12 protein-coding genes are annotated in these 21137 nt (G+C 48.7%); 10 read left to right on the top strand and 2 right to left on the bottom strand.

The window, feature by feature from the left end:
* Nucleotides 1–11: 11 nt before the first annotated feature.
* The gene (locus ACES2C_RS11375; protein WP_374163230.1) at nucleotides 12–695 is read right to left on the bottom strand and encodes an HAD family hydrolase; all 684 of its coding nucleotides are present in this window, start codon (nucleotides 693–695) and stop codon (nucleotides 12–14) included.
* An 87-nt stretch (nucleotides 696–782) separates the two neighbouring features.
* The gene (locus ACES2C_RS11370) at nucleotides 783–1235 is read right to left on the bottom strand and encodes a PH domain-containing protein (protein WP_374163229.1); all 453 of its coding nucleotides are present in this window, start codon (nucleotides 1233–1235) and stop codon (nucleotides 783–785) included.
* Between the two features lie 407 nt (nucleotides 1236–1642).
* On the opposite strand from ACES2C_RS11370, the gene ACES2C_RS11365 reads away from it, so the two are divergent.
* The 10 genes from ACES2C_RS11365 to ACES2C_RS11320 all read left to right on the top strand — a co-directional run bounded on the left by ACES2C_RS11365 (nucleotide 1643) and on the right by ACES2C_RS11320 (nucleotide 21132).
* Nucleotides 1643–4072 carry a SusC/RagA family TonB-linked outer membrane protein gene (locus tag ACES2C_RS11365; protein ID WP_374163228.1) on the top strand — a complete coding sequence of 810 codons (2430 nt, stop codon included), beginning with the start codon at nucleotides 1643–1645 and terminating at the stop codon, nucleotides 4070–4072.
* Nucleotides 4045–4839 carry a hypothetical protein gene (locus ACES2C_RS11360; protein ID WP_374163227.1) on the top strand — a complete coding sequence of 265 codons (795 nt, stop codon included), beginning with the start codon at nucleotides 4045–4047 and terminating at the stop codon, nucleotides 4837–4839. Before ACES2C_RS11365 ends, ACES2C_RS11360 begins: the two co-directional genes overlap by 28 nt.
* Before the next feature lie 13 nt (nucleotides 4840–4852).
* Nucleotides 4853–6343 carry a SusD/RagB family nutrient-binding outer membrane lipoprotein gene (locus ACES2C_RS11355; RefSeq protein ID WP_374163226.1) on the top strand — a complete coding sequence of 497 codons (1491 nt, stop codon included), beginning with the start codon at nucleotides 4853–4855 and terminating at the stop codon, nucleotides 6341–6343.
* Between the two features lie 20 nt (nucleotides 6344–6363).
* Nucleotides 6364–8934, top strand: a complete 2571-nt coding sequence (locus ACES2C_RS11350) for a phosphocholine-specific phospholipase C (RefSeq protein WP_374163225.1) — start codon at nucleotides 6364–6366, stop codon at nucleotides 8932–8934.
* 92 nt (nucleotides 8935–9026) lie between these two features.
* Entirely contained in the window at nucleotides 9027–9623 is a 597-nt protein-coding gene (locus ACES2C_RS11345; RefSeq protein WP_374163224.1) for an RNA polymerase sigma factor, read from the top strand.
* A gap of 70 nt (nucleotides 9624–9693) precedes the next feature.
* Nucleotides 9694–10650 (top strand): FecR family protein, encoded by a 957-nt coding sequence (locus ACES2C_RS11340; RefSeq protein WP_374163223.1) that lies wholly within the window; start codon nucleotides 9694–9696, stop codon nucleotides 10648–10650.
* 112 nt (nucleotides 10651–10762) lie between these two features.
* Nucleotides 10763–14326, top strand: coding sequence for a SusC/RagA family TonB-linked outer membrane protein (locus tag ACES2C_RS11335; RefSeq protein WP_374163222.1), 3564 nt, complete (start codon nucleotides 10763–10765; stop codon nucleotides 14324–14326).
* Nucleotides 14327–14341: 15 nt separating this feature from the next.
* Entirely contained in the window at nucleotides 14342–16147 is a 1806-nt protein-coding gene (locus ACES2C_RS11330) for a RagB/SusD family nutrient uptake outer membrane protein (protein ID WP_374163221.1), read from the top strand.
* Nucleotides 16148–16179: 32 nt separating this feature from the next.
* The gene (locus ACES2C_RS11325; protein ID WP_374163220.1) at nucleotides 16180–17025 is read left to right on the top strand and encodes an endonuclease/exonuclease/phosphatase family protein; all 846 of its coding nucleotides are present in this window, start codon (nucleotides 16180–16182) and stop codon (nucleotides 17023–17025) included.
* A 1020-nt stretch (nucleotides 17026–18045) separates the two neighbouring features.
* Complete coding sequence (locus ACES2C_RS11320) at nucleotides 18046–21132, top strand: SusC/RagA family TonB-linked outer membrane protein (protein ID WP_374163219.1); 3087 nt, start codon at nucleotides 18046–18048, stop codon at nucleotides 21130–21132.
* Nucleotides 21133–21137: the final 5 nt, after the last annotated feature.

Genomic DNA, 21137 nt, shown 5'->3' with positions numbered 1-21137 from the left:
TGTAAGATGTACTATAGAAACTGCAGCACCTCCCGGATATTGAGAAGACTGCGAAAGCGCTCATGTTCAACCGTTTCTTTGACCTGCTCGTGCACAGAGGTGATATGAAATGGAATGTGAAAAGCATGACCGCCGATATTCAGGACCGGCAGCACGTCCGATTTCAGCGAGTTTCCTATCATCAGCAACTCCTCAGGCCCTACCTCCAGATGCTTCAGCAGCTTCATATAGTTCTCCTCATCCTTCTCTGTCATCACCTCTATATGATGGAAGTAGTGCAACAAGCCCGATTTCTTCAACTTTCTTTCCTGGTCAAGCAGGTCGCCCTTCGTGGCCACTATAAGCTTGTATTTACCTTTCAGAGCGTCAAGAACATCAGTGATCCCATCCATCAGCTCCACCGGCTCGTTCAGCATTCCTTTTCCAAGCTGAACGATCTGCTCAATAACACGAGGATCGAGCCTGTTTTCGGAAATTCGAATTGCCGTCTCGATCATCGAAAGGATAAACCCCTTTATACCATAACCATAAAGAGGAAGATTTACTATCTCAGTTTCAAATAAAGCCTTTTCAACTTCCCACTGAGGCAAGTAGTCAGCCAGAAGGCTGCAGAACTGGTCTTCAGTCTGTTTGAAATAATGCTCATTTTGCCAGAGCGTGTCATCGGCATCAAATGCCACTACCTTTATATTCATTTTTGAGCTTTTAAGCAGGCAAAGTTAAAGCTCCTTGTGGCAGAAAATGTGGCTAAAAGGATTAAAAATAATGCCACGCGACGATTCTCAATCCTTTATCCGGGCTTTTGCGGCCTTATGTAAAATGTTCTGATGCTTAAGTCGCAGCACAATAGCCGGATTAACAGTAAGCAAGGAATCTATAAACGCCTGTTTATTACGAGGGGAAACAATAACGCTATCGTGTTTATTGTATCGGATTTCCAATCTGTCGAAAGATAGTGCGGGGGCGCTTATTAGCGTATGGGTTTCCTCGATGCTTTTTATACTTGCAACTTTAATAGTCTCGTCGACGAGGCCTCCTTTTACAAGCAATACTTCCTCCTTCAAAACATAATAGGTATTGAGGAAAATATAGCGCACAAAAAGAGCCGCAAATAGCAGCGGGATCAAGCCAGGCCAGGCTCTTTTCATAATAAAGAGCACAAGCAATCCTCCCAGGATGCCGGAAATGAATACTACCAGTGACACGCTAATTTTCGATTCAAATTTCTGATGCATATACAGATCTCTTTATCTGACGGTTAAACCGAGAGGGAATTGTTCCAACCGGCTGCTATCACCGTTATCATATCCCATTACGCGCGTCGCCCATAGCGGACACGGATACCCCGATCAGCATTTCTTATTCCGCGTTGCGGCTGTGCGCGACATTGAACAAATAAAAATAAGCTTTTCGCAAAAAAAGAACAATCGTCTTTCTTGTCTGCAAAAGCAACAGCACGGCATTAGTGACTTCAAAAAACTTCCCTTAAGCTTGCTATCGCATTAAACATCCCATCCTGATCCTTGAAACCCAGCGCGCGGTTTAAGTAAGAAGATAAAAACTACACGCCAATTTAACATACAGTTAAAAATGCAAGTCTAGGTTTGCCGCCGAATCATCATAACCAGAGCAAACACAAAAAATGAAAAAAATCTATTCAACTGTTCTGATGGCTGGCATCATCATGCTTGCCTTACTTCTACATCACCCCGCCCTGGCCGCCAGAGCCCCGAAGATATTTGTGGCTGGCGAACTGGCAGAAAAAATCACAGGTACTGTCCGCGACTCTTCCGGAACTCCTCTTCCCGGCGTTTCGGTAAGAGTTAAAGGAGGGAAAGGCTCAACGCTGACGAACATCGAAGGGAAGTTCTCCATATCCGCAGACCCTCAGGCAGTCCTGATCTTCTCGATGGTAGGCTTCGACACCCGGGAAGTAAAGGTAGGGGACAAAAAAGTAATAAACGTAACGCTTGAAGAAAACATTGCACGGCTCAACGAGGTCGTCGTGACCGCCATCGGTATCAAACAGCAAAAAAGAAAGCTGGGATACTCCACGCAGGAGGTTAACACCGAGGTTCTGGATGAAGGCAAAACGATGAACCTGGGGAATGCACTCTCGGGTCAGGTAGCCGGACTAACTGTCAATAACCCTACGGGAATTTTCCAGAAGCCGACTTTTTCCTTGCGCGGAAATAATCCAATCATCGTAGTCGATGGGATTGTTGTTGAATCCGACCTTTACGATATTTCTCCCCAGGACATCGAAAACATCAACGTTCTGAAGGGTGTTACGGCGGCAGCATTATATGGATCACGGGGAAAAAACGGAGCGATCATGATCACAACTAAAAAAGCCCAAAAGGACGGACTAGAGATTAACTTTAATACCAATAACATGGTGACGGCCGGGTTTACTGTATATCCGGAAACGCAGACGCAATACGGAAACGGATCAAACGGCAAATATGAGTTCTGGGACGGTGCTGATGGAGGAATTTCAGACGGTGATATGATCTGGGGACCGAAGTTTGGTACCGGGATTAAAGTAGCGCAGTGGAACAGTCCTATCCGAGACAAGCAGACGGGGCAAGTGATTCCGTGGTGGGGCGACGTAAAAGGCACTGTCTACGACAACAAAGCCCGATACGAACGAGTTCCCACTGACTGGGTTCGCCACGATAACCTCGGCGATTTTCTCCGCACAGGAATCGTCACGAATAACTCGCTCTCCCTGGGGTATAGAACGGCGAAGGGCCAGTTCTATTTCTCGGCAAAACAGGCGTATCAAAAGGGCCAGGTTCCGAACACTTCTTTAAACACGGGGGGTCTAAATTTTAATTCAAGCTATAGTCTGGCTAAGAACCTTCAGCTTGATGCTTCCCTATCCTACAACAAGGTCTACTCTCCCAACTATCCGAGGTACGGATACGGCCCCAAAAACCACATGTACACCATCCTGATCTGGATGGGAGACGACGTCAACGGAAAAGAATTAAAAGAACATATGTATGTTCCGGGACAGGAAGGATACAGGCAGGCCAATTACAACTATGCGTGGTATAATAACCCATACTTTGCCGCCTACGAGCTTGAGCAGGAATTCAACCGGAATACAACGAATGGGCAACTGAAGCTGTCATGGCAAGTCCTTCCCGACCTTACAATCCAGGGAAGAGCTAACGCCCGGGACATTAAAACCTTTGAAGACATGCAGAGTCCCAAATCTTACATGAACTATGGAGACTCTCGGAACGGGGACTATAAAAACTGGAACAGGTCTCAACTAAACTTTGATGCTGACTTCCTTGCGACGTATTCGAAAGATCTTTCAAACGACGTGAGTATCTCTATAAATGCAGGAGCATCGACGCTGTACCGCCAGTACCAGGATGAATTCCAGTCAACTGACGGTCTGATCGTTCCTTTCATTTACAACTTAAATAACACGCAGGGACCCGTACAAGGAAAGAACAGCTACACTAAGCAGAGAACGAACAGCATATACGCATCTGCAAATCTCGACCTTTTCAAAGCCTTGTATCTGAACGCCACGGCTCGTAATGACTGGTCTTCCACACTGCCCACTGAAAACAGTTCCTATTTTTATCCTTCGTTTTCAGCCAGTACAATCGTTTCAGAATACATCCGGTTTCCAAGAGCAATTGATTACATGAAGCTAAATGCCTCGTGGGCACAGGCCGCCGATGCTCTTGCCCCTTACAATCTTGTGCCTACCTACTCAAAGAGCACTACCTATGGCAGCACACCGTCGGTTGCATACCCTGAGATTCTTCTCAATCCCAATATCAAGCCCGAAACGCGTACATCCTACGAGACCGGCCTTTCACTTTCTTTCCTGAAGAACCGGATTTCCTTTGACGCCACCTATTACCATTCGCTGGATCAAGATAAAATCATAGACCTCGATATGTCTGTTGCATCTGGCTTCAAAAAAGGAAAGTTAACGGGAACAAATATGAGACGAACGGCTTTGAAGTGGCTGCGGGCATTAAACCAATCAAAACAAAGGCGTTTGCCTGGGACATGGGTATCAACTGGAGCAGATCGGTGACCAAGCTATCCGAAATTTACCTGCGCGGGGCAAAGTATCAGAACCTAAGCGAGGGGGACCGGGTCGACAGCTATTATCAAACAGTATGGCAAAAAAGCGCTGCCGGCGAATTGATCCTTGACGCCAATACTGCCTTACCGACTAAAGACCCCTTCCTGTCAAACCTGGGCCATCTGGATCCCGACTGGAGACTTGGCGTTCAGAACAAGTTTAAAATAGGAGGATTCACAGTTAACGCAGACGTAGACGGTGCATGGGGAGGATTGATCAACTCCGTTACCATTGAAAAAATGTGGTGGGGCGGCAAACATCCTAAATCAGTGGAGTACCGGGATGCCGAGTACGCTGTTGGTAAACCGATATATGTTCCTGCCGGTGTGGTAGTAACAGGGGGACAATTAGAGAGAGATATAAATGGAAAGGTGATATCAGACACAAGAACCTACAGGCCAAACACCACTGCCGTGAACTGGCAGACATGGAGTCAGATCTATCCCTATCAGGCAAGAGTGACGGAATCGGAGAGCAAGAAGTTTGCAAACACGTACGACCGGACCTACTTTAAGTTACGCAGATTATCAGTGAGCTACGACATTGCCAAACTTGTTAAAATGAAAAACCTGAAGAATCTGGATCTTTCCCTGTATGGATATAACCTCTACGTATGGAAAAAAATTCCTTATGTTGATCCTGACTTCGGGAATGACAGCGATCTGCAGGACCCGTCTGCACGATACCTTGGTTTCTCCCTTAATGTTAAATTCTAACTTAAAAAATACCATGATCAAGAATATATTTTACAGTTTGTGTGTGATAACAGCGCTTGTTCTCTGCTCTTGCAACGACTTTGGCGACATGAACGTGGACCCCAATAATGCAAGTACCACCCACCCCCGCTTGCTCTTGACGAAGATTGAGTGGGACGCATTCATGGAATTTGGAGGCACCGGACCTTTGTATGCGAACAAAATGCTCGTTCAAACTGATGGTGAAAACGCGAACCAATATTACAAATGGGACCGGTCAAGTTTCGACCCCTACGGGAGTCTAAGAAACGTCTCGAAAATGGCAGAAGAGGCAGTACGGATTAACGACAATACGTACGTTGCTCTCTCGAAATTTTTCAGGGCATATTACTTCTACAATCTTACCCTCACCTTTGGTGACATCCCTTACAGCAACGCTCTTCTGGCGGAGAAGGATCTCAGCATGACCAATCCTGCTTATGACAGCCAAAAGGCGGTCTTTGCGGGCATCCTGAAAGAACTTTCAGAGGCGAGCGACCTGTTGAAATCAGCTAACACGATCATTGCAGGCGATGTTATTTACGGCGGGAATGTTGCAAAGTGGCAGAAAGTGATCAATGCCTTTCGCCTCAAAGTCTTATTAACGCTTTCGAAAAGAAGTGGAGAGGCCGATCTTGCTGTCGTATCAAGCTTTGCTGCCATAGTGGATAAGGAGCCGTTGCTGGCCAGCGAATCAGATAACGCACAGCTCGTATTTTTAAATCAGGAGGGGAACCGCTATCCCGAATTCAACTCCAGCGGCTTCGGATCAGGAATGTACATGGACTCCACTTTTATCAAACGGCTGCAGGATCGCGAAGATCCGCGTTTGTTTATCTACTGTACACAAACGAAGCTCGGAAAAGAAGCAGGCAAGGCTATCAACGACTTCAGTTCCTACGAAGGAGGCGACCCTGCTGCCCCTTACGCACAGGTAAACCTGAAAGCGGCGGCTGGTAAAACGTCAAAAGTGAACGATCGCTATCACAAGGACCCGACTGTCGAACCAAGAGTATTGCTGGGTTTTGCAGAACAGCAATTCATTCTCGCGGAGGCTGTGGTACGGGGATGGATCAGCGGCGACGCTAAAACTTTCTATGAGCAGGGGGTAAAAGCCTCTTTCAAGTTTTATGAGACATACGCAAAGGGGTACGAGCAGTACGTTTCGGAGCAAGCCGCCTCTGCCTATCTCAAAAAGCCGATCAACGATTTTTCTCAGGCCGCCAGTAACGACGAGAAGCTGGAGCTCATTATGATGCAAAAATACCTGAGGTCATTCTTCCAGTCGGGCTGGACACCTTTCTTCGATCATCTCCGGACCGGATACCCCTCATTCAGAAGGCCGGCAGGTGTTTCTATACCCTTCCGTTGGATATATCCGCAGTCGGAATACAACTATAATGGCGCCAATGTAACGGAGGCTATTAAAAGACAATTCGGCGAAGGAAAAGACCTGATCAATCAGGCTACCTGGTGGATAAAATAAGTTGTTGGTATATTTAAGACATGAGCAGAACCGAATCACGGAGAGAGTTTCTCAAAAAGGCAGGACTATTAACAGGAGCTGCAGGACTGTTCAGTGTCCTGCCGCCTGCTATACAAAGAGCACTGGCCATTGAACCCGAAGCTGGCAGCACCTATCTTGATGCCGAGCACATTGTATTCCTGATGCAGGAAAACAGGTCGTTTGATCACTGCTATGGCACGCTCAGAGGGGTGAGAGGCTTCAACGACCCGCGTGCTATTGAGCTTCCCGGACAAAGGCCGGTATGGCTTCAGACAAACAAGACAGGAGAAACATTTGCGCCCTTCCGTCTTGATCTGAAGAACTCAAAAGCGACCTGGATGGGATCCCTGCCTCACTCCTGGAGCGATCAGGTGGACGCGCGTAACAACGGCAGGTTCGATACCTGGCTGGAAGCCAAAAAAGCTGGCAATCCGGCATATGCGCACATGCCGCTCACACTCGGCTACTATGACCGGCATGACATTCCCTTCTACTATTCGTTAGCTGACGCTTTCACCGTCTGCGACCAGCATTTCTGCTCCTCCTTGACGGGCACAAGTGCCAACCGGTCGTACTTTTGGTCAGGGACGATCCGTGAGAACCCGCACGATGAAAACTCCAAAGCCCACGTTTGGAACGGTGAAATCAATTATAAGGACGTTGGCTGGACAACTTTTCCAGAAAGACTAGAAAAAGCCGGCATTCCCTGGAAGGTATATCAGAATGAACTAAGCCTGCCAGTCGGCTTTGAGGACGAAGAGGAGAACTGGCTTGCCAATTTTACAGACAATAACCTGGAGTTTCACAGGCAATTTCACGTACGTTTCCATCCGGCACACAGGGAATACCTTGACGGACTTTCCAGAAAGCTTCGCAGCGAAATTGCGGAGCTGGAGAAACAGCAAGGCGGCGGGGCGGCCAGCCAAAAAGCAAGAGAAGAACTTGCAAAGAAAAAACAGGAATTCAAAGAGGTTGAAGACGCACGCCTTCAATTCAGCGAAAAAGAGTTTAATAAACTCTCCGACTTTGAAAAGAACATTCACAGAAAGGCCTTTGTAACCAACACCAATGATCCCGACTATCATCGCCTAACTGCACTTCAATACGCAGATAAGGACGGACAACGTGAAGTGAAGGTGCCCAAAGGAGACATTTTCCATCAGTTCCGGATGGATGTAGAAAACAACCAGCTGCCCATGGTCTCCTGGCTGGTGGCGCCCTGCAACTTTTCAGACCATCCAGGCTCCCCATGGTTCGGAGCATGGTACGTGTCGGAGGCTCTCGACATTCTTACACAGAATCCGCAGGTGTGGAAGAAAACAGTCTTTATTCTCACCTACGACGAGAACGATGGCTACTTTGACCATATTCCTCCGTTTGTCCCCCCTCATTCTTCGCGGCCCTACACGGGCGCTGTATCAAAAGGAATCGACACCAGGGCGGAATGGGTAACGCTGGAGCAGGAAAAGGCGCGAACTGAAAACTCAGCGATGCATCGGGAAAGCCCCATTGGACTCGGATACCGGGTGCCGCTGGTCGTTGCATCGCCCTGGACACGCGGCGGCTGGGTGAACTCCCAGGTCTTTGACCTCACCTCTTCCCTGATGTTCCTTGAAAACTTCATCGAACAAAAAACGGGCAAGACCGTCAGGGAAACGAATATCACGGACTGGAGACGAACTATTTGTGGAGATCTCAGTTCTGTATTCAGACCTTCGGCGAATGAGCCGGCGAAAAATCCAGCCTTTCTAAAACGCGACGAGGTGATTGAACAGATCTACGAGGCACGGCTGAAAGCGTTGCCCGGAAACTTTAAGGCTTTTAGTGAGAACGAAATACGGCTAGCCTCCCATAATGCCGCGGCCAGCACCTTACTGCCCCGGCAGGAGCCGGGGGTACGTGAGGCCTGCCCCCTGCCCTACGAGCTCTACGCAGATTCACAGCTGGATGAGAGTCGTAAAAACGTTCGCATCAGTTTTACAGCCGGTCAGCAGCTTTTTGGCAAAAAGTCGGCCGGAGCAGCCTTTAACGTCTACGCGCCTCCTGCATACGCGCTCGAAAAAAATGAGGAAACAGTAATTGAACCGATGCACAACTGGGCTTTCGCTGTTGCCGCCGGCGATACAGTTTCTTATAACTGGAACGTTAGCAGCTTTGAGGACGATAAGTACCATTTAAGGGTATACGGCGTCAACGGATTCTTTCGAGAATTCAGGGGCAGCGAGCAGGATCCCGAAATCGAAGTTTCTGCATCGTATGAAAAGCTGAACAACCAGCTGGATAAAATTACCGGAAATCTGATTTTAAACTTCAGGAATAAAAGCCGAACCACCAGTTATAAAATCGAAATTGAAGACAAGTCATATGGAAATGGAAAAAAGACACTTCTTCTACCTCCGGCGTCCGGTCTTCACCAGGTTATCGATCTAAAGAAATCCTCAGGGTGGTATGATACCTTTATTCGTATAGCAGGCTTTTCCAATTACTCCAGGCACTACGCCGGACATGTGGAAACCGGCAAAACAAGTATCAGCGATCCGGCGATGGGCCGGGTTATCTTAAAAGCCTGACAATGGAACAAGGATTAAGGATTGCCGGCTGCGCAATCCTTAATCTTCTGTTTACAATGTAATCGTACATTTGGCCGTAAATCTGTAAGGGTATGACTGAAATTTACCAGGACGATCTCCTAGTCAGACTAAAAAAGGGCGATCCCAGCGCGTACGACCTCATTTACGACCGATACTGGAAAAAGCTTTTCACCATCGCTTACCGGCGTACAGATGATGAAGAAACGGCTAAAGACCTTGTCCAGACCGTATACATCTCGGTTTGGCAAAACAGATCGAATTTATCTATCAGAACCCACATCGAAAATTTCCTCGTTGGAGCAGTAAAACTACAAGTACTGAAGCATTTTCGCTCCGAGAGCATCAAGCAAAAAGTCCTTGAGTATGGGATGGAAAGGATGAACGCTGCGGTAAGCCATATTCACGAAATGTTCCCATACTATGAACTGGAAGCGATTCTGGAGCAGGAGGTGAGCCAGCTGCCCGAAAATATGAAGCAGGCTTACCTGCTCAGGAACGACAACTACAGCATCAAAGAAATTGCAACTATACTGAACATTGCAGAGCAAACGGTCTCAAATAACTTGTCAGAAGCACTCAAACGCATCAGAAAAAGAGTAGCCTCGCATTACCCCGAAAACTACCTTTCCACCCTCATGGTGATCCTTTCTGTCCTTAACAAACACTAAACAGAAACATAACACTGACTTAAAGTAACTCAGGCTGGCTTAGGGTACCTGTAATAAAAGGCCCTTTCAATTGAAGACTGAAAAATTTAGAGACCTCTTAAAGAGATACACAGAGGGTAAAGCCACGCAGGCAGAAGAACTTCTGGTGGAGCAATGGTATCACGATGAGCGTGACAATGAAGATTTGTTGCTTTTCCGGAAACCGGGTAAGGAAGCATCTCTGAAAGAAGATATCTACGGCTCGCTCAGCGCCCGCTGGCATCCCCAAAAATCACCGGCACATAGAATCAGCAGATATATACCGTACGCGGCTGCAATCATTCTTTTCACCGTTCTCTCCATAACGGCAGGCTACCTGATCCGGCATAGGAATTCTGAAAGTTATCTGAGCTATGAAGCAGGCACGGGGGCTGTGAGAACAATAATACTTCCGGATAGGTCGCGCGTATGGCTCAATTCTGGAAGCAGGCTGAGAATCGGCAAAAGTTTTGGCGAAACCAGGAAGAGAGAGGTATTTCTGGATGAAGGGGAGGCATTCTTTGAAGTCACAAAAGATAAAACGAGGCCGTTTATTGTCCAAATGCCAAACGGCTTACGGACCGGGGTACTCGGCACATCCTTCAATATAAGTGCCTATCGTGCCCTACCGGAGATCAGGGTGACCGTTAGTACAGGACGCGTTGAAATAAGGCGAAAAGAGCAGGTTCTCGCTGTCTTGAATCCGGAATCGAGGATTGTCTATCGTCGCTCGAACCGGCAGTACAAAGTAGAAGAATTCGGGTCGGAGGAAAGCAGCTCATGGCGGGAAGGAAGAATTTGGCTAAGAGGAGCAGACTTTAATGAGCTGGCATCCGTCATGCGGAACGTATACGGCGTTGAGCTGCGAGCAGAAAGCGCAGAGATCGCCGCGTATCATTATAACCTTCAGCTTATTGCCTCAAGACCACTGGAAGCAACACTGTCAGTGATCTGCTCAGTACACCAAAATCAGCACAGGAGGAAGAACAATGTAATTGAGATCTACTAAAACGAATTTAATCCGGCCCTGTAGCAGGGCCGGATGTATACGGACCTTACAGATCGCCGCCTGAGGTCCGCCACCTGGAAATCATGCAATTAATCACCAAGAAATCAAAAATATGAAAAAACACTTACTGCTCACGCAGAAAGCAATACGTTTAATCCTTTTCATAATCTGCCCCCTGCTGTTGGCGCCGCGTTCAGTATCCGGTGTTCCCGCCTACGTATCATCAGCCCGCATCAACATTAGCTTCAGGAACGAGCGGCTTATAGCGGCTGTCCAAAAGCTTGAAATCAAGAGCAAAGCGGAGTTCGCTTACGATCCCAAAGTTCTCGAAGCGGAAAAATCTGTTACCGGAGAGCTGGTCTTCAGCAATGAACGTTTAGACGTTATATTATCCGCGTTACTCAAAAACAGCTCCTTAACCTACAAAGAAGAACGTGATGGGGTTATCACCATTTTTAAAGCACCAGCCCTGAAACAAAAACAGGAACCGGGCCGGATCACCGGTACAATCAAAGATGAAAAAGGCGACCCTCTGCCAGGAGCAAGCATACGCATCGAGGAGCTGAAGCTTGGAGCGGTATCTGACATAAACGGAAAGTTTGTACTGAGTGTAAAGGAAGGCACATACACGTTGCTGGTAAGCTACATCTCTTATGAACCACTGAAAGTTGCGGGAAATCGCGTTAAAAGTGGAGAAACATTGCATTTGCCTCTCACGATGAAGCCTGCTGCCGGCTCTCTCAACGAAGTGGTGGTAGTTGGATACGGAACACAGAAACGGGAGAATCTTACAGGCGCTGTAGACCAGGTGACCTCAGAAGTTTTTGCAAACCGTCCTGTAGCAAACGCTACCCAGGGACTGCAGGGCTTCCTGCCTAACCTCAACATCGTCCCTTTAGACGGAAAACCCATCCAATCTCCTACTATGAATATCAGGGGTACGACTTCTATTGGCCAGGGAGGAAATGCTCTTGTGCTTATCGATGGAGTAGAGGGAGACCCCTCGCGCATCAACCCCAATGATATTGAAAGTGTGTCAATACTTAAAGACGCGGCATCTGCGGCCATCTATGGTGCGCGCGCTGCTTTCGGAGTGGTATTGATTACGACTAAAGCGCCTTCAAAAGACCGCATCACCATCAACTATTCATTTAACCAGGCCATCAAAAGGCCTACCACTCTGCCCGACTTTGTCACGAATGGATACCAGTTCGCCAGCATGTTCAATGAGGCATGGTCGGCCTGGAACGACTATTCTCAAACGCCGCAGAATGTAAATAAAACAGTCAAGTTCTCTCAGGCTTATCTGGAAGAGTTTAAGCGCCGCAACGAAAACCCGGGGTTGCCCAAAACGGAAGTAAACGATGCGGGAGAATATGTTTATTATGAGAACACCGACTGGTACAAGCTCCTGTATAAAGACCATAATAGCGCTATGGATCACAATCTGTCTTTCTCGGGGAGCACAGGAAAGGCAGACTTCTATATTTCGGGACGGCTGTACGATCAAAGCGGATTGTTCCGCTATAATTCTGATGATTACAAAAGCTATAACCTTCGGGCAAAAGGATCAATCCAGGCACTGCCATGGCTGAGAGTCAGTAACAATGCCGACTACTCATCCATCAGCTACTTCAATCCCATCAACGTTGGCGAAGGCGGCGGCATTTGGAGGAACATCGCAGATGAAGGACATACCATGGCTCCCCTGTTTAATCCCGACGGCACCCTAACCTACTCAGCGGCTTATACCGTTGGCGACTTATGGTACGGAAAAAACGGAATTGATATGGATAAGCGGGTTTTCAGAAACACCACGTCTTTTGCCACACAGTTCATAAAAAATCAACTGCGAGTAAAAGGGGATTTCACATTTCAGAATACCGATAATGACGACGAGCGCAGAAGGATTCAGGTACCCTACAGTCGCAAGCCCGGTGTTATCGAGTATCTGGGAGCAACTACCAACGACCTGCAGGTAACAAACAGGACGACGCAATACATGGCTACTAACATCTATGGCGAGTATGAGCCTAAGATCGGCGAGAGCCACTATGTGAAAGTCCTGGCAGGATTTAACAACGAGCAATCTACTTATAAGGGCTTGCGGGTCATGAGGAACGGGATCTTCGAAAATGCAAAAGACCTGAACCTGGCGCTCGGCCAGTCTATTGAAACTGGCGGGGGCTGGGACCAATGGGTGGTGAGAGGGGGATTCTATCGCATCAACTACGGATTCAAAGACCGGTATCTGCTGGAGTTGAACGGACGGTACGATGGTTCATCAAAATTTCCCTCCGAGCAGCGCTGGGCATTCTTCCCATCCGTCTCCGCAGGATGGAGGCTCTCCAAAGAACCGTTCTGGAAGATCGCCCCTGCCGTGATCTCTGACCTGAAGATCCGGGCATCATGGGGGTCACTGGGCAACGGAAGCATCGACTCGTACATGTACCAGGAAAAATTCAGTATCACCCAGTCAGAACGCATCATGAACGGCAGCCGGCCGCAAAAAACACAACAGCCGAACGTGCTGCCGGCAGGACTCACATGGGAAACATCTACCACTCAGAACCTGGGGATTGATCTGGCCTTGCTTTCTAACAAGCTTACCTTTACAGCAGACGCCTACATCAGGAAAACAACCGATATGTTTACCAAGGGGCTAAGCCTTCCTGCTGTGTTCGGCACGAAAGTTCCGGAAGGGAACTACGCCGACCTGAAGACAAAAGGATGGGAAGCATCACTTACATGGAGAGACCAGTTCACACTCGGATCCAGTCCATTTCATTATGACGTGCGTCTCACGATGGCCGACTATACCGCAAAGATCATGAAATACAACAACCCTGAAATGCGCCTGGACGATTATTATGTGGGCCAGACATTAGGCGAGATATGGGGCTTCGAGACGGAAGGATTCTTTAAAACCAAAGAAGAGGCGGACGCATACCGACAGGCGCAGATCCTTTATAAAGCCTCAACAAGCGGACAGCTGCTCCCCGGCGACATCAAGTTCAGAGACCTGAACAACGACGGTGTAATTAATGAAGGAGACAAAACGGTGAGTTCGCCAGGAGATCGAAAGATCATCGGCAATACCACTCCGCGGTATACCTACGGCATAAACCTGGGTGCCGACTGGAAAAACTTCTCATTATTTGCATTCTTCCAGGGAGTTGGAAAAAGAGACTGGTATCCCGGCGCTGAAGCAGGAATATTTTGGGGCCAGTATAACCGTCCCTATAACAAGATCCCGTCCTGGCAGCTGGGCAAGATCTGGTCGGAAGAAAATCCCGATTCCTACCTTCCCCGATACCGTGGCTACGTAGCTCAGAATGGGTCGGGAGAACTAAGGCAAAACCAGACCCGGTATCTGCAGAACGCCGCTTATATCCGCCTGAAGAACGTCCAGCTTGGCTATACTCTACCTGCGTCTCTTGCAAAGAAAGCGCACATCAGCAACATCCGGCTATTCGTAACAGGCGAAAATTTATGGAGCTGGTCGCCGCTATACAAGCTGACCCGGGATCTTGATGTCGAAAACCTGGGCCGCTCAGACGTCGTAACCAACCCTCCTGATCCTACGAAAAAAGACCCGAACGATAATAACAGCGGCAACGGGAACAACTACCCTATTCTTAAAAGCATTTCTTTCGGACTTTCAGCCACATTATAAATAAAGAACAAGAAGATGAAACCTCATTCATATTATCGTTTTGCAGCAGTGGTAATCCTGCTTATCCTCTCCGGGTGTAAGAAACTTGATCAAAGCCCGGAGGACACAGCGACCAGACCCGTTGTGTTCGGTTCAACCAAAGGACTGGAGCTCTATGCGACGTCCTTCTACGACGTATTGCCCACGGCGGGCCAGATTCACAGGCAGGATGAGATTGCCGACTACTCCGTCCGTAGCCAGGTGCCCGACTTCCTGAGTAAGGGAGCATATGGACCGCGGCAAAGTGACGGGTGGGATTGGACGAAACTTCGCAATATCAACTTTTTCATTGAAAACAACACAGATCCTGCGGTACCGTCGTCCGACCGCAACCATTACAACGGCCTTGCCCGGTTTTTCAGAGCATGGTTTTACTTCGACAAGGTCAGACGTTTTGGCGATGTACCATGGATCAATAAAACATTTACAATTGATGACCCTACGCTTTTCAACAAGCGCGATTCACGCACGTTAGTGATGGACTCCGTACTTGCTGACCTTAAGTATGCATGCGACAATATTAAAACTACCAGTGACAACAGCCGAAGCCTGATCACAAAAAACGTCGCATGGGCTTTTCGTTCGAGAGTTGCACTATTCGAGGGCACTTTCAGAAAATACCACCATCAATATAAGTTAGAAAGCACGGCTGCAGAGTGGTTACAGGAAGCAGCCCGCTCGGCAGATCAGGTCATTAAAAGCAACGCGTTCACCCTCAACACAGCCGGAGGGACCGACGCTTCTTATCGTCAGCTTTTTATCAGTGAAGCGCCTGTAGCTTCCGAGGTGATCCTTTCTAACGTCATGAATGCTTCTCTAAACGTGCTGAACGACGCCAACTGGTACTGGACCAGCGCAACCTATGGCGCACGGGTCAGCTTTAGCCGTACATTTGTAAACACTTATCTGAATATAGACGGTACCCCCTTTACTTCCCGTGCCGGATACCAAACCATGACTTTCATGGAAGAAGTAAAAGGGCGCGATAAAAGACTGAAACAGACCATACGTCTGGGTAACTATAAAAGAATAAACGGGGGAAAGGAAGAAGCGGCGCCGCCGGTATTCTCTTATACCTATACAGGGTATCAGCCAATCAAGTGGACGCTCGACGATACCTATTACGATGGAGGGACGCGTAACACAAATTCTATTTGTATTATCCGCTACGCGGAAATCCTTTTAAATTACGCAGAAGCAAAAGCAGAACTGGGTGCTTTATCTGCCGATGACTGGTCGCGCACGATAGGAGCATTACGCCGGCGGGCCGGAATTACCGGAAATACAGAGGCCCTCCCCGTAAGCATCGACTCCTATTTGCAGTCTACTTATTTCCCTGAAATAAGCGACCCGGTATTATTGGAGGTACGCCGTGAACGTGGGATTGAGCTCGCCTTTGAAGGATTTCGGTTTTATGATCTGGTACGCTGGCATAAAGGTGAACTTTTTGCACTGCCGTGGAACGGTTTTTACGTCCCGGCTCTTAATGAACCACTTGACCTCAATGAGGACGGCCAGCCGGATGTATGCTTCTATCAGCAAATGCCCGCCAGCCCGGTGAAGGGCGTCACCTATGTTAATGTTGCTCCGACGCTCAGCGGAGGCACCGCAAACCCTCAAAGACTAACTAACAGAACGTCGGGGGAGCTCACCTGGCTCAATAATGTAGAACGTAGATGGTATTATGAGGGCGAGACAACGCCCGAAAAGCGATATCTTTATCCAATACCTGAGTCAGAGCGTTTACTTAATACTAATCTGGGACAAAACCCTGGATGGTAACCAGCAAAAGGAAGAACAAAACACATCATATTATGCACATTAGAACAATCTGCGCACTGGCGCTTATTCTGTGCCTCCCCTGCCTTACCAGGGCACAGACAATTATTAGCGGCACGTTCAATCTCCGGTACGACAACCCTGGCGACACCGGGAACTTATGGAAAGACCGGGCTCCAGTTGTGGCGTCTCTTATCCGCTTTCACGACTTTGACGTTCTGGGCACCCAGGAGGGACTGAAAAACCAGATCGACGACATTCAGGCGGCATTGCCTGAGTATGCTCATTATGGAAAAGGGCGTGATGACGGCAAGGATGGAGGCGAGCACTCTGCCATTTTCTACCGGAAGGATCGTTTCCGGCTGTTAAACAAGGGCGACTTCTGGCTATCAGAGACCCCTGATAAGCCGGGCCTGGGCTGGGACGCTACCTGCTGCAACAGGATCTGTTCCTGGGTGTACCTGCAAGACCTTAAGTCTAAAAAGAAGTTTTACTTCTTCAACGCCCATTTTGACCATCAGGGAGTAAAAGCAAGAGTAGAGAGCGGCAAACTGATCATTAAGAAAGTCAGGGAAATTGCCGGCAAAACTCCTGCTATTTTCACCGGCGATCTGAACGGAGGACATAATAGCGACTGGTATCAAACCATCAAAACATCGGGCGTTCTCTTCGACACCTATTATCAGGTACAGCATCCATATGTCAGCAATGCTTCGTTTAACGCATTCGGATCAGAAAGAGCATTGGCAAGCGATGAGATCATTGACCATATATTCGCAACCAGACAATTTAAGGCGATCAAGTGGGGAATTCTTACTGACACCTACCGCGGGAAGTTTCCCTCCGATCACTTCCCGGTGATCAGCGTACTTAAGTTTTGACAGGAATGATGTTCAGAGGGTGCGATCCAATCAGAGATTGCGCCCTCTGACTATCAGACGGCCGGCTGCCGCCGCCGATACAGCAAAAACCACCGATCTGTCATAATATGATGAAAACGATTTGCCGCCGCATGCAGGCTTTCTGCTTTCCCAGGGAACCCTCCCCTGGCTCCCGTTCTCATTTCTCCCATTTTGATTTAATTTTTAAGTTGTCAAAATTTCTGTTTCGTGCCAGGCTTGCTTTTACCGGTAACGCTGCCTGGCAGAACAAACGTAGCGAGCAACACAACAAAAACCTAATTTTCAAACCTTCGTGTCCATAATTGTCTGAATTTGTTCGAATTTGTCCGGATTTGTCAGAGCAAGAAGATAGCATTCGACCCAGCGTTGGGCCTTATTCGCTGAGACCAGTTCGGGAATGCCGGCAGACAAGTTCGCCTTTTCTTTTACATTTCTCCGATGCCGCTTCAATCCGGCTCCGGCACCACCCGGAGAAAATTCGAAGCGGCGCCGGAGCCGGATTGTAAAAAGATAAATGCCGGAACACAGAACTCTCGCAGCTGTCCCGCCCATTCCTCGCAAAAGGTACGGCAGGTCGCAAGCGCCACAGTCTTTGAGCCAGGAACCCGGCTTCACACATGAGTCGATGAAGAGCTTTCCGGCGAGGACAAGCAATGCTATTGCCTACGGCGACTGCTCTGAAACTGGTTCAGGAACAACCAGACTAAGCGATAAAATTTTGAGAAGCGCGCCCTGCCACCGGTATGACAGATATAATGTACGGCCGAAGTGCCCTCCTTCTTCCGGTATTATTACCGAACCTCACGGTAATACCAGGCAAAACACATCTACCGACAGGACAGTACAGGATGCAGATAAGATCTCATGGCATATATTTGAATACTGCACTGCCGGACCACCAATTATAAAAAGCTCTATGAAAATAAGCCATACTGGAACCTGGTGCAATAGCTAAGCACAACAAGCAATTCACTTTTATACTAACCAAATTCTGAATCTATGACCAAATTGTATTACTTTCTTATGATGATCGTTTGCCTCTCGGTCCAGACTGCCTACTCGCAGAACAGGCGGATCAGCGGGACCGTCACTGACGCCAAAACGGGTGAACCGCTTATCGGCGTGTCAGTAAAGGTAAAAGGGACGAACACGGGTGCAAGTACCGATGCTGCGGGATCGTTCACAGTCACCGTCACAACTCCTGGAGCTACCCTTCTGTTCAGCTATATGGGCTACCAGCCTCAGGAAGTACCTGCATGGACGCAGGCCCGGTTAAATATCAAAATGACCAGCGATACAAAGGCTCTTGACGAAGTCGTGGTTGTGGGCTATGGTACCATGAAGAGGGCGCAGGTGGCCACTGCAGTAGGGAGTGTAACGGGACAGGCAATCGCGGAACGGGGGACGGTGAACCCGCTTCAGGGAGTGCAGGGCCAGGTAGCAGGGGTTGACATCTCGCAGGGATCAGGAAGAGCGGGGGCCGGCTTCAACGTCCAGATCCGCGGGCAGAACTCACTGGCCGGAAGTCAGCCCTTATATGTCGTCGACGGCGTCATCGTGCCCGACATCAACTTCCTTAACCCCCAGGATATTGCCAAAATGGATGTGCTGAAAGATGCGGCAGCCACGGCTATTTATGGATCGAGGGGATCGAATGGGGTGATCATCGTCAGCACCAAAGGCGGCGCCAGCGTAAAAGGCGGTCCTACTCTTTCATATGACGGCTATGTTGGAATCCGAAGCGTTACCAGCATGCCTAACTTCATGACTGGTGACCAGTGGTGGGAGTTCAGGCAGAACGCCTATATTTCTCCTGAACTCCTCGCTGGCAGAACTAATTACGACAATACTATTGGAAGCTTTAACAACCCGACCATCCTGCAGCGCGTTGCTGATAAAGAATACACTGATTGGCAGGACCTGGTGATCAAGAGGGGGATACAGTCAAACCATTGGCTCACCGCCTCTGGCGTCAGCGATAATGGAAAGATCCGCTATGTTATCGGCGCAGGCTATCAGAATGAGAAAGGCAACTTCCTGCAGGAAACCTTCGACCGTTACAACATTAAATCGAGCGTTGAATCGGATCTGAACAAATACTGGACAGCAGGCTTAAGCTTAAACTACTCGATATCGGAGATGGAGCGCGGCAGCGACGTGGGGATACGGAACGCTTTCGCCATGGCTCCCATCTTTAAGCCTTACGATGAGCAGGGAAATCTGGTCTTCCGCCCGGGACAAATCCCCGTGAATGCGAACACCACGACCAGCGTGACCAGTACGGTAAACCCCCTTCTGGAGATTCCGAATACCGAGAACAACACGCGCCGTAACTTTGGCGTAGCTAACCTGTTCCTGCAGTTTGCTCCCGCTCCCTGGCTCAGCCTGCGCTCATCCTTCCAGCCCAGCGTTTCCAATATGAGGAACGGCAGGTTCTGGGGCTCGCTGACTACGGAGGGAGATGGCCTCCTGCCTGATGCCCAGCGTGTGAACCAGCAAACGTTCTCCTATATCCTTGACAATATGATAACTGTGAAAAAGGATATCAAGGATCATAGCTTCAACTTTACCGGGCTTTACAGCATTCAGAAGGACCGCTTCGAGCAAGACTCTACACGCGTAAACGACCTACCATTCAACTCATCCTATCATAATTTGGGGTCCTCATCAAACCGGCAGAAGGCAACGAGCGAGTTCAGCCAGTTTTCACTGATGTCGTATATGGCGCGCCTCAATTATTCTTATAAAAACCGGTACTTTATTACTCTTGTCAACCGCTGGGACGGAGCCTCCCGTCTGGCCGAAGGTAATAAATGGGCATCTTTCCCTTCTGTTGCACTAGCATGGCAGATGGGCGACGAGGATTTCATTAAGAAGTACACCTTTATTTCAGACCTGAAATTACGACTGAGCGCAGGTAAAGCCGGAAACAACAATGGTGTGCAGCCCTACGGAACTCAGGCTACACTAGGCAGTCCATCTTTCTATGACTACGGCGGAACGCTTGGGCTCGGCTATGCCCCCGGTCGCCTGCCCAACGTCAGTCTTACCTGGGAACGGACTCGGGAGTATGATCTGGGGCTCGACTACGGCTTCCTCCGGGGAAAGATCAGCGGCTCAGTCGACGTGTATGACAAGCGGTCTGAGGGCCTCATCCTCAACCGCCTCATTCCTGTGGAGAACGGCTATACATCGATCGTAGACAATGTGAGTTCCGTAAGTAACAAGGGGATCGAGCTATCCCTCCGGACCGTGAATATCAGTACTCCAAAATTTAGCTGGACAACTTCCTTCACTTTCTCGCGGAACAAAAATGCCATTATCGAGCTCCTGAACGGGAAGCAGGATATGGTTGGAAACAAGTGGTTCATTGGCAAGCCGATCAACGTAAACTACACCTATATCTACGACGGGATCTGGGTTGAATCAGAACGGGCGCAGGCTGCCGACTATGGTCAGTTTCCCGGCCAGGCCAAGGTGAGGGATGTAAACAATGACGGCAAGATCAGCAGCACAGACGATCGGGCCATCATCGGGCAAAAAGACCCTAAGTGGACGGGCGGTTTCTCTACTCAGCTCACATGGAAAGCGTTTGACCTCTCTGCCTCTCTCTTTGCCCGGCAGGGAATGCAAATCTTCAGTCCTTTCCATTCCCAGTTCGGAAACTATGCGGACCGGGGTACTATGAAGGTTTACTACGACTATTACATGTCCGAAAACAAAGTCACTCCTACCCGTACATCCACCGCCTACCCCATGCCGAATAATGTAGGTCCCTACTGGAGCGGCATTGCTGGCGTCGGATACTACAAAGACGTCTCCTTCGTGAAGGTGCAGAATATCTCGCTGGGTTACACGCTCCCGGCCGGCATTGTAAAGCAAATGCATATAAAGGGCTTAAGGGTATACGCCAACGTGCTGAATCCCTTTGTGTGGACCAAGTTCGACGGTTTTGACCCCGAGGGAGCAAGCGGCGTAGATCCGAATGTTAACCCGTGGGATAACAACAACAATTCGGGCGGATCTTTGAACAACCTTGCTCCTTCTACCGTCACGTACCAGTTTGGTGTAAACCTTAAATTCTAGGAACT

Origin of the sequence: Arcticibacter sp. MXS-1 (assembly GCF_041902385.1) — a bacterium.
Lineage (GTDB): Bacteria > Bacteroidota > Bacteroidia > Sphingobacteriales > Sphingobacteriaceae > Arcticibacter.
This window is presented reverse-complemented; position numbering and strand designations above follow the sequence as displayed.

What these genes read in the sequence shown, in the direction of transcription:
- ACES2C_RS11335 (WP_374163222.1), top strand. Translation starts at nt 10,763, where the DNA reads ATGAAAAAACACTTACTGCTCACGCAGAAAGCAATACGTTTAATCCTT.
- ACES2C_RS11345 (WP_374163224.1), top strand. Translation starts at nt 9,027, where the DNA reads ATGACTGAAATTTACCAGGACGATCTCCTAGTCAGACTAAAAAAGGGC.
- ACES2C_RS11330 (WP_374163221.1), top strand. Translation starts at nt 14,342, where the DNA reads ATGAAACCTCATTCATATTATCGTTTTGCAGCAGTGGTAATCCTGCTT.
- ACES2C_RS11325 (WP_374163220.1), top strand. Translation starts at nt 16,180, where the DNA reads ATGCACATTAGAACAATCTGCGCACTGGCGCTTATTCTGTGCCTCCCC.
- ACES2C_RS11370 (WP_374163229.1), bottom strand. Translation starts at nt 1,235, where the DNA reads ATGCATCAGAAATTTGAATCGAAAATTAGCGTGTCACTGGTAGTATTC.
- ACES2C_RS11360 (WP_374163227.1), top strand. Translation starts at nt 4,045, where the DNA reads ATGGGTATCAACTGGAGCAGATCGGTGACCAAGCTATCCGAAATTTAC.
- ACES2C_RS11365 (WP_374163228.1), top strand. Translation starts at nt 1,643, where the DNA reads ATGAAAAAAATCTATTCAACTGTTCTGATGGCTGGCATCATCATGCTT.
- ACES2C_RS11320 (WP_374163219.1), top strand. Translation starts at nt 18,046, where the DNA reads ATGACCAAATTGTATTACTTTCTTATGATGATCGTTTGCCTCTCGGTC.
- ACES2C_RS11350 (WP_374163225.1), top strand. Translation starts at nt 6,364, where the DNA reads ATGAGCAGAACCGAATCACGGAGAGAGTTTCTCAAAAAGGCAGGACTA.
- ACES2C_RS11355 (WP_374163226.1), top strand. Translation starts at nt 4,853, where the DNA reads ATGATCAAGAATATATTTTACAGTTTGTGTGTGATAACAGCGCTTGTT.
- ACES2C_RS11375 (WP_374163230.1), bottom strand. Translation starts at nt 695, where the DNA reads ATGAATATAAAGGTAGTGGCATTTGATGCCGATGACACGCTCTGGCAA.